The 2216-nt window shown below is 32.1% G+C and carries 1 protein-coding gene; it reads left to right on the plus strand.

Annotated features, from left to right (window positions below; all coding sequences use genetic code 11):
- Positions 1-124 precede the first annotated feature (124 nt).
- The gene (locus tag AADI82_RS14980; RefSeq protein ID WP_341217214.1) at positions 125-2212 is read left to right on the plus strand and encodes an alpha-L-fucosidase; all 2088 of its coding nucleotides are present in this window, start codon (positions 125-127) and stop codon (positions 2210-2212) included.
- Positions 2213-2216: the final 4 nt, after the last annotated feature.

Consider the following 2216-nt stretch of genomic DNA (forward strand, 5'->3'; position numbering starts at 1 on the left):
TCATAAAAGCAAACTTTTAAAATAAAATACTTTTAGTTAGTTATGTAAAGTTAATGTATTATGTATAACATAATTGATAAAAAATTGTTTAGTATTACATTTATAAATTTATGAATCATATCATATGAAAATTAATTGGTTTTTATTTTTAGTTATTATTCTTCAATCTTGTGCTATTGTAGAGTCTCCAAACCCTGTATTACCTATTCCTAGAGAACAGCAAGTGATTTGGCAAGAAATGGAATATTATGGATTTATTCATTTCGGCATTAATACATTTGTTGATAAAGAGTGGGGATACGGAGATAAATCAGCAAAAATATTCAACCCTTCGAATCTAGACGTTCGTCAATGGGCCAGGGTTGCCAAAGAATCAGGTATGAAAGGTTTGATTGTGACTGTCAAGCACCATGATGGTTTTTGCTTGTGGCCATCAAAATACACTGAATACTCAGTAAAAAACTCACCTTGGAAAAATGGTAAGGGTGATTTGATCAAAGAACTCGCAAAAGCTTGTAAAGAATATGAACTAAAAATGGGTATTTATTTATCCCCATGGGATAGAAATCACCCAGACTATGGCAAACCGAATTACATCAAATATTTTAGAAATCAACTGACTGAACTTCTTACAAATTATGGTGATATTTTTGAAGTTTGGTTTGATGGTGCTAATGGTGGGGATGGTTATTATGGTGGTGCAAAAGAAATTCGTACCGTTGATAAGAAAACTTACTACGATTGGAATAACACAAACAAATTAATTCGAAAACTTCAACCTAATGCAATTATATGGAGTGACAATGGACCTGACGCTCGCTGGATAGGAAACGAACATGGGTTTTCATATAAAACTACTTGGTCCCCATTGCTAAGAGATTCTATTTATGGTGGTATGACGAATTATGCTGTTGATTATGCTATGGGACAAGAAAACGGAACACACTGGGTGCCAGGTGAGGCAGATGTTTCAATTCGTCCTAATTGGTTCTACCATAAATCTGACGATGATAAGGTGAAAACACTTAAGCAATTATTAGATATTTATTATCAATCAGTTGGTAGAAATAGTACTCTATTATTAAATATACCCATAGACAAACGAGGATTGGTGCATGAAAATGATGAAAAACAGCTTAAAAAGTTAACCGCACAATTAAAGAGGGATTTTGCTAATAACTTAGCATTAAATGCGGAAACAAAGGCATCAAATATTAGAGGAAATGTACTAAAATACGATCCTGACAAAGCTGTCGATGGTGACAAAAACACTTACTGGGCTACAGATGAAGGTAAAACCAAAGAATCTTTAACATTGAGTTTTAAAAAGCCAATACAATTTAATAGATTATTAATTCAAGAATACATAAAATTAGGACAGCGCGTAAAGCAATTTTCTGTAGAAGCAGAAATTAATGGTACATGGAGAACTATCGAAAGACAAACTACCATAGGTTATAAACGAATTTTAAGGTTCGAAAATATAACGGCTTCCAAAATAAGGTTAAATTTTGAAGCATCTAAAGGAAGCTTGTTAATTTCTAATGTTGGTGTTTACAATGCGCCTCCAGTTGTTGAAGCTCCTTTAATAAAGAGAAACAAACAAGGAGAGGTAACCCTAGAAGTACCAGACAAAAGTGTTTCTATATTTTACACGCTAAATGGTAGTAATCCCTCAGTTAAATCCACAGAATATATTGACAAACTAAATATACATGAACCAACAACCATAAAAGCATTTGTCTTTGATTCTATTACAAACAGAAAAAGTGAAGTGACGACTAAAAATTTGGATATTAGTAAAAAACTATGGGAAATAAGTACAGAAAATGGTATTCGTTTGTCAGAACTAGCTATTGATGACGATATCAAAACTAATTGGCCTGTCAGTAAACAAATTCTATCTAAAAGTAAGATAAATTTAGGCAAAATAACAAATGTAATCGGTTTCACCTATACTCCAACTCAAACCAGATGGGTTTCTGGCGTAATTACCCACTACAAATTCTATGGCAGCATTGATGGTGAAAATTGGATAAAATTGTCTAGTGGTGAATTTTCAAATATTATCGCCAATCCAATTCAACAAAAAGTAATATTTAAAAAAAGTATACCTATAAAATACATCAAATTAGTTGCAGATAGAATAATGGGAAACAAGGACAAAGCCATTATTGCTGAGATTGGTATTATTTCAAATAAGCAATTATAAATTA

Source organism: uncultured Wocania sp. (assembly GCF_964021735.1).
GTDB lineage: Bacteria > Bacteroidota > Bacteroidia > Flavobacteriales > Flavobacteriaceae > Wocania_A.

Excerpts from the sequence above, each read along its gene's own strand:
- AADI82_RS14980 (WP_341217214.1), top strand. The coding sequence starts at position 125 with ATGAAAATTAATTGGTTTTTATTTTTAGTTATTATTCTTCAATCTTGT.